The sequence below is a fragment of the Variovorax sp. GW458-11-26-14-LB1 genome (assembly GCF_059423965.1).
Window position 1 is genome coordinate 20,981 of sequence record NZ_JBWKYW010000073.1, and the last position, 6,886, is coordinate 27,866.

Consider the following 6,886-nt stretch of genomic DNA (forward strand, 5'->3'; position numbering starts at 1 on the left):
GGCATGAGCTTGTTAGCCGAAGACACCCCGGTCGCCGACCTGGGCCTGCGCTGGAAGCCCGGCTTCTCGACGCTGGGCCCCGCTTTTTTCACCGAACTGCGCCCCACGCCGCTGCCCGATCCGTACTGGGTCGGCCACAGCGACGCCGTGGCGCGCGAGCTGGGCCTGCCGCCCGGCTGGCGCGAGTCGGACACGACGCTTGCCGCCCTCACCGGCAGCCTGCCGGTCGCGGGCACTCGGCCATTCGCCACGGTCTACAGCGGCCACCAGTTCGGCGTTTGGGCCGGGCAGCTGGGCGACGGGCGCGCGATCCTGCTCGGCGAGACCGAGGGCGGGCTCGAGGTGCAACTCAAGGGCGCGGGGCGCACGCCCTATTCGCGCGGCGGCGACGGCCGCGCCGTGCTGCGTTCGAGCATCCGCGAGTTCCTGTGCAGCGAGGCCATGCACGGCCTGGGCATTCCGACCACGCGCGCGCTGTGCGTGACGGGCTCGGACGCCCGCGTGCGCCGTGAGGAGTTGGAAAGCGCAGCCGTCGTGACCCGCGTGGCGCCCAGCTTCATCCGCTTCGGCCACTTCGAGCACTTCGCCGCCAACCAGCGCGAAGACGAGCTGCGCGCGCTGGCCGACTACGTCATTGACCGTTACTACCCCGAATGCCGCACCACCGCGCGCTTCAACGGCAATGCCTATGCCGCCTTCCTCGAGGCCGTGAGCGAACGCACCGCCGCGCTGCTCGCCCAGTGGCAGGCCGTGGGCTTCTGCCACGGGGTGATGAACACCGACAACATGAGCATCCTCGGGCTCACCATCGACTACGGGCCGTTCCAGTTCCTCGATGGCTTCGACCCGCGCCACATCTGCAACCACAGCGACACCCAGGGCCGCTACGCCTTCAACCAGCAACCCAACGTCGCCTACTGGAACCTGTTCTGCCTGGCGCAGGCGCTGCTGCCGCTGATCGGCGACCAGGAAATCGCCGTGGCCGCGCTGGAGTCGTACAAGACCGTGTTCCCCAACGCCTTCGAAGACCGCATGCGCGCCAAGCTGGGCCTCACGACGCCCGCCGAGGGCGACCGGGCGCTGATCGAGGGCGTGCTCAAGCTGATGGCCGCCGAAAAGGTCGACCACACCATCTTCTGGCGCCGCCTGTCGAATCACATGGCCGACGGCAACGTCGAGCCGGTGCGCGACCTGTTCCTCGACCGGGCCGGCTTCGACGCCTGGTTGCTCTCTTTTTCGGAGCGCCATGCACAATCGCAGCGCGCCGAAGCGGCAAAATTGATGCTGCGGTCGAACCCCAAGTTCGTGCTGCGGAACCACCTGGGCCAGCAGGCCATCGAAGCCAGTCAGCAAAAGGACCACGCGGGTGTGGCAACCTTGCTGACGCTGCTCCAAACCCCATGTGAAGAACACCCCGGTGCCGACGACTACGCCGGCTTCCCGCCCGACTGGGCCTCCACGATCGAAATCAGCTGCTCATCATGACCCCGCCCGTACAGAAAACCGACGCCGAATGGAAAGCCCTGCTCGCTGAGAAGGGTGCCGAACCCGCCGCCTTCGAGGTGACGCGCCACGCCGCCACCGAACGCCCCTTCACCGGCAAGTACGAAGCCCACTGGGACGACGGCACCTACCACTGCATCTGCTGCGGCGCCAAGCTGTTCGAAGCGGCCACCAAGTTCGACGCCGGCTGCGGCTGGCCCAGCTTCTCCGAAGAAGCCGTGCCCGGCGCCATCCGCAACATCGTCGACCGCTCGCACGGCATGGTGCGCACCGAGAACGTGTGCGCCAATTGCGGCGCCCACCTGGGCCACGTGTTCCCCGACGGCCCCACCGAAACCGGCCTGCGCTACTGCATGAACTCGGCGTCGCTCGACTTCCAGAAGAAGAAATGAAACTGCTCCTCGACTTCTTTCCGATCCTGCTGTTCTTCGGCGCCTACAAGTTCGCCGACATCTACACCGCCACCGGCGTGCTGATGGCCGCCACCGTGGTGCAGATGGCCGTCATCTACGCCATGGAACGCAAGCTGCAGGCGATGCAGAAGGCCACGCTGGTGCTGATCCTGCTGTTCGGCACGCTCACGCTGGTGCTGCACGACGACCGCTTCATCAAGTGGAAGCCGACGGTGCTGTACGGCGCCATGGCGGTCGCGCTGGCGGTGGCGCTGTGGGCGCTGAAGAAGAACTTCCTGAAGATGCTGCTGGGCGCGCAGCTCGAGCTGCCCGAGCGCATCTGGGGCCGGCTCAACGTGGCGTGGATCGGTTATTGCCTCTTCATGGCGCTCATCAACGGCTACGTGGCGGCGTACTTCACGACCGAGGCCTGGGTCAACTTCAAGCTCTGGGGCTACGTGTTCCCGATCGTCTTCCTGGTGGCGCAGGGCCTGTACATCGCGCCGCACCTCAAGGAAGACAAGCCGACCGCATGACGACCACCTCCATCCCCCTGCCCACCGTGGCCGCACTCGAGGCGGCGCTGCGCGCATCGCTTTCGCCCACGCAGCTCGAAGTGATCGACGAAAGCGCCGCCCACGCGGGCCATGCGGGCGCCAACGCCGAGGGCTACGGCACGCATTTCCGGGTGCGCATCGCCTCCCCGCTGTTCGACGGAAAGCCCCGCGTGGCGCGGCATCGGCTTGTGTATGATGCCCTCCAAGTTTTTATCGCACAGGGTCTGCACGCCATCGCCATCGAGGTGCTCTGAGTCGTCCAATCGGTTGCTTGCCGCGTTCGCCGCGGCCGCCCACCCGCTCCTTCTTTTCTCCTGATTCCTGCTTTCTTTCCCGCGCCTTTTCCTACACGCGCATTTCCTCTCCAGCCTGATATTCATTTCATGAAAAAACACATCTTGCAGGCCGTTGCGGCCGCAGCGCTGATCGGTGCACTCCCCCTGTCGGCCCTGGCGCAGAACGCAGCCATCGTCAACGGCAAGCCGGTGCCCAAGGCCCGCATGGACGTCCTGGCCCAGCAGCTGGCTGCCGCCGGCCGCCCGGTGACGCCCGAGATGCAAAGCCAGCTGCGCGAGGAAATCGTGGCGCGCGAAGTGTTCATGCAGGAAGCGCAGAAGCAAGGCCTGGACGCCACCGAGGACTACAAGAACCAGCTCGAACTCGCCCGCCAAGCCATCCTGATCCGCGCGCTGTTCGAGAACTACCGCAAGACCAACGCGGTGTCCGACGCCGACGTGAAGGCCGAGTACGACAAGTTCGTGGCAGCCAACGGCGGCAAGGAATTCAAGGCCCGTCACATCCTGGTCGAGACCGAAGACCAGGCCAAGAAGATCATGGCCGACCTGAAGAAGGGCGCCAAGTTCGAAGACATCGCCAAGAAGCAGAGCAAGGACCCGGGATCGGGCGCCAACGGTGGCGACCTCGACTGGGCCAATCCCGCCAGCTTCGTGCCCGAGTTCTCGGAAGCGATGATCAAGCTCAAGAAGGGTGAAACCACCCCTGCCCCGGTCAAGACCCAGTTCGGCTACCACATCATCCGCGTCGACGACATCCGCCAGGCCCAACTGCCGAAGCTGGAAGAGGTGAAGCCGCAGATCACGCAGCAGCTGCAGCAGCAGCGCCTGCAGAAGTACCAGGAAGACCTGCGCGCGAAGGCCAAGGTCGAGTAAGCCTCAAGCCATCGGCCAGTAAAAAGCCCCGCAGTCGCGGGGCTTTTTTCATTGCGGCGTGATATTGAAGTCTTTGACAAACCGGGCGTAGTCGTTCGACTCCTTGCGCACGAAGCTTGTGAAGTCCGCCGTCGAGCCGCCGATGACTTCCAGACTGAGGTCGGTGAACTGCTTTTGCGTGTCGGCGTTCTTGAGCAGCGCCTGCACCTGCTCGTTGAGCTTGGCGATGATCGGTGCCGGGGTTCCGGCCGGCGCCACCAGGCCGACCCAGCCCATGAAGCGGTAGCCCGGCACGCCGGACTCGGCCACCGTCGGCACGTCGGGCAAGGTCGAAACGCGCTTGTCGCCCGTGACCGCCAGCGCCTTCAGCTTGCCGCTCTTGGCATAGGGCACGGCGGTGGGCGAGGTTTCGAACATCATGTCGATCTGGCCGCCGACCAGGTCGGACAGCGCGGGCGCCCCGCCCTTGTAGGCCACGTTGAGCAGATCGGTGCCGGTCATCTGCATGAAGCGGCGCGCCGCCACGTCCTGCGGGCCGCCCACGCCCGAAGTGCCGACGCTGAGCTTGCCGGGGTTGGCCTTGGCATAGGCCACCAGCTCGCCGACGTTCTTGAACGTCCACTTGGGATTCATGATGAGCACGTTGGGCTGGTCGGCCACGCGGATCACGGGCGCCAGGTCCTTGATCGGGTCATAGGGCAGCTTCGCGAACATGTGCCCGTTGGAAGCCAGGCCGGTGTGCACCATCAGCAAGGTGTAGCCGTCCTTGGGCGCCTTGGCGACGTAGTCCATGCCGATGTTGCCGCTGGCGCCGGGGCGGTTGTCCACCAGCACGGGCTGGCCCAGGGCCGTCGAGAGCTTCTGGCCGACCAGGCGTGCCGTCATGTCGATGCTGCCGCCTGGCGGGAACGGCACGACCATGCGGATCGGCTTGGACGGATAGGCGTCCTGCGCATGGGCGGCGGGCACGATGCACGCCAGGCCGGCGGCAAGACAGGCAAGCGAGGCGAGCGGGAAACGGAAGCGCTGGGTCATGAGGTTCTCCGGAGTTTCTTGAGGGTGGGCAGGCGGGTCAATCGGCGGTGGCGCGCAGGGTGCGTTCGATGTCGGCGGCCCACGCGAGCAGCGCGGCGTCACGCATCGGCAGGCCAGCAAGGCTCAGGCCCACGGGCGCTTCGCCGGCCGCGTGGCAGGGCAAGGAGATGGCGCAGCCGTCCATGAAGTTGACGATGGAGGGGTTGCGCAGCATCGCGGCGTTGACGGCGACGTACTGCGTCTCGTCGACTTCGAGGGCGTCGATGCGCGGCGCCACCAGCGGCACGGTCGGCATGAGCCAGCCGTCGAATTCGCCCAGTCGCGCGGCCACGCGACGCTGCCAGTCGGCCCGCTGCGCCTGCAGTGCGAGGTAGGCGCGCGCCGTGAAGTCCTTGCCGCGCAGGATGCGGCTGAGCACGCGCGGGTCGTAGCCGCTGCCGCCGCGCTCGATCAGTTCGGCGTGCCACGCCCATGACTCGGCGGCGCTGAAGCCGCCTGCTGCATTGATGGCCGCGAGCTCGTCGAACTCGGGCGCCGCCAGCTCGACCAACTGCGCGCCGGCGGCCGAGAGGCGCTGCAGCGCGCGTTGGAAGGTTGCAGCGACGTGTGCATCCATGCCGTCTTGCACCAGCGTGGTCGGCACCGCGAAGCGGGCCTGGCGCAGGTGCTGCGTTCGGGGCGCCTCGGACACCCCGGACAGCACCGCATCCATGGCCACGCAACCGGCCACGTCGAGCGCTATCACGCCGACCGCATCGAGGCTGTGCGACAGCGGCACGAGCCCGGTGCCGGGCATGCGACGCGCTGTCGGCTTGAAGCCGGTGATGCCGCACAGCGCGGCCGGAATGCGCGCGGAGCCGCCCGTGTCGCTGCCGACGCTCGCGACACACAGGCCGTCGGCCACCGCCACGGCCGCGCCCGAGGACGAGCCGCCGGGGATGCGCCGTTCGCCGCGCTGCCACGGATTGGCCGGCGTCCCGTAGTGCGGGTTGAGGCCGAGGCCGGAGTACGCGAACTCGGTCATGTTGGTCTTGCCGACCAGCACCGCGCCCGCCGCCAGCAGGCGCCGCACGGCCTCGGCATCGTGCGCGGCGGGCGGTGCGTCGCGCAGCACGACGGAGCCGGCGGTCGTCGTTTCGCCGGCCACGTCGAACAGGTCCTTGACCGAGACCGGCAGGCCTTCGAGCGGCGAGCGCACGACGCCGGCTTCACGCAAGCTGTCGGAGGCGTGCGCCAGGTGCTGGGCGCGGTCTGTGAGCACGCGCGTGAAGGTGCGCGTGCCTTCACCGGAAGGATCGGCAATGCGTTGCAGCGCCGATGCTGTCAGCGCGACGGAGGTAATCCGGCCCGCGGCCAGGTCGGCGCGGGCGGCTTCAAGGGAGATCGCGGCGGGCATGTGCGGTCCTCGTGCGTCAGGCGACGATCGGCAGCGAGACCGCGCGGTACTCGTGCGTAATGCGGCGGCCGGTGTGCTCGTCCACCAGCTCCATGCGAAAGCGCGCCGCCGGGCGGATGCCGCCGATGGCGCCGACCGTGCCGCAGGTCATCGCGAAGCCGTCGGCCGGCTCGCCGTCGGCCGCGGCGCAGCGCGCCAGCAGGTCGGCCGGCGGGCGCAGCGCGGCCAGCGTGCCTTCCTGGTACAGGCGCCATTCACCGCCCTCCTCGATCCACGAACGCAGCACCAGCGTGTCCCAGCGCTCCTGCACGTCGGCCAGCCGCCAGGCGGTGCGCGCCACGGGCTTGACGCAGATCTGCTTGGACAGCGCCACGCTGTGGGCTTCCAGCGCGCGGTCGGTGTGGTCCGAGCCGATCGAGACGAAGAACTCGCCCCCGTGCAGGAACAGCAGCGGCTCGACCTCGCCCGAGGTGTCGGCCCCCACCACCTGCACGACATCGGCCTGGCTCAGCTGCTGGGTGCCCACCCGGTAGAACAGCGGCACGGCGCTGGGCGCAGGTACGCCGAGCTCGGCGAGTTCCTCGATGTGGTGCTCGATGGCGGCGGTGTCGCGCCCGGTCCAGCCGGCGATCACGAGGTGCCGGGCCTCGAAGCTCAGCGTTTGCGGGGCATTCCCCTCGGGAAGTTCGAAAGACAGTTTCATGGGTGGCAGCTCGATTGAAGTTTCAGTGAAATTTCACAGCGATATTACAGTGAGTCCACAGAAACTTCAAAGGGATTTCCCGCAGGTACCATCGAGGAACTCCACCATGACCCTCCCGCCCCGATGAACGC

8 protein-coding genes are annotated in these 6,886 nt (G+C 67.6%); 5 read left to right on the forward strand and 3 right to left on the reverse strand.

From position 1 onward, the window contains the following. The first annotated feature begins 3 nt into the window (after positions 1–3). The 5 genes from AC07YS_RS30025 (at position 4) to AC07YS_RS30045 (ending at position 3,621) form a co-directional block, all read left to right on the forward strand. Positions 4–1,485, forward strand: coding sequence for a protein adenylyltransferase SelO (locus tag AC07YS_RS30025; protein ID WP_495268306.1), 1,482 nt, complete (start codon positions 4–6; stop codon positions 1,483–1,485). Beyond that, positions 1,482–1,895, forward strand: a complete 414-nt coding sequence (gene msrB, locus AC07YS_RS30030) for a peptide-methionine (R)-S-oxide reductase MsrB (RefSeq protein ID WP_495268307.1) — start codon at positions 1,482–1,484, stop codon at positions 1,893–1,895. The genes AC07YS_RS30025 and msrB overlap by 4 nt, the downstream gene beginning before the upstream one ends. Beyond that, on the forward strand, positions 1,892–2,431 hold the full coding sequence (locus AC07YS_RS30035) for a septation protein A (RefSeq protein ID WP_062471286.1): 540 nt from the start codon (positions 1,892–1,894) through the stop codon (positions 2,429–2,431). Before msrB ends, AC07YS_RS30035 begins: the two co-directional genes overlap by 4 nt. After that, positions 2,428–2,706, forward strand: a complete 279-nt coding sequence (locus AC07YS_RS30040; protein WP_095745336.1) for a BolA family protein — start codon at positions 2,428–2,430, stop codon at positions 2,704–2,706. Before AC07YS_RS30035 ends, AC07YS_RS30040 begins: the two co-directional genes overlap by 4 nt. 129 nt (positions 2,707–2,835) lie before the next feature. Continuing rightward, a complete protein-coding gene (locus tag AC07YS_RS30045) occupies positions 2,836–3,621 on the forward strand; it encodes a peptidylprolyl isomerase (protein WP_062471282.1) in 786 nt (261 codons plus the stop codon). A gap of 48 nt (positions 3,622–3,669) precedes the next feature. On the opposite strand, the gene AC07YS_RS30050 is transcribed toward AC07YS_RS30045, so the two are convergent. From AC07YS_RS30050 to AC07YS_RS30060, 3 genes are read right to left on the reverse strand one after another with little or no spacing between them, the layout of a single operon-like run. Beyond that, positions 3,670–4,656: a Bug family tripartite tricarboxylate transporter substrate binding protein gene (locus AC07YS_RS30050; RefSeq protein ID WP_492696305.1), complete on the reverse strand. Its 987-nt coding sequence runs from the start codon at positions 4,654–4,656 to the stop codon at positions 3,670–3,672. A gap of 37 nt (positions 4,657–4,693) precedes the next feature. Further along, positions 4,694–6,052: an amidase gene (locus AC07YS_RS30055; protein ID WP_495268308.1), complete on the reverse strand. Its 1,359-nt coding sequence runs from the start codon at positions 6,050–6,052 to the stop codon at positions 4,694–4,696. A 16-nt stretch (positions 6,053–6,068) separates the two neighbouring features. After that, on the reverse strand, positions 6,069–6,755 hold the full coding sequence (locus tag AC07YS_RS30060) for a DUF2848 domain-containing protein (RefSeq protein WP_495268309.1): 687 nt from the start codon (positions 6,753–6,755) through the stop codon (positions 6,069–6,071). Positions 6,756–6,886: the final 131 nt, after the last annotated feature.

Excerpts from the sequence above, each read along its gene's own strand:
- AC07YS_RS30025 (WP_495268306.1), top strand. The coding sequence starts at position 4 with ATGAGCTTGTTAGCCGAAGACACCCCGGTCGCCGACCTGGGCCTGCGC.
- msrB (WP_495268307.1), top strand. The coding sequence starts at position 1,482 with ATGACCCCGCCCGTACAGAAAACCGACGCCGAATGGAAAGCCCTGCTC.
- AC07YS_RS30035 (WP_062471286.1), top strand. The coding sequence starts at position 1,892 with ATGAAACTGCTCCTCGACTTCTTTCCGATCCTGCTGTTCTTCGGCGCC.
- AC07YS_RS30040 (WP_095745336.1), top strand. The coding sequence starts at position 2,428 with ATGACGACCACCTCCATCCCCCTGCCCACCGTGGCCGCACTCGAGGCG.
- AC07YS_RS30045 (WP_062471282.1), top strand. The coding sequence starts at position 2,836 with ATGAAAAAACACATCTTGCAGGCCGTTGCGGCCGCAGCGCTGATCGGT.
- AC07YS_RS30050 (WP_492696305.1), bottom strand. The coding sequence starts at position 4,656 with ATGACCCAGCGCTTCCGTTTCCCGCTCGCCTCGCTTGCCTGTCTTGCC.
- AC07YS_RS30055 (WP_495268308.1), bottom strand. The coding sequence starts at position 6,052 with ATGCCCGCCGCGATCTCCCTTGAAGCCGCCCGCGCCGACCTGGCCGCG.
- AC07YS_RS30060 (WP_495268309.1), bottom strand. The coding sequence starts at position 6,755 with ATGAAACTGTCTTTCGAACTTCCCGAGGGGAATGCCCCGCAAACGCTG.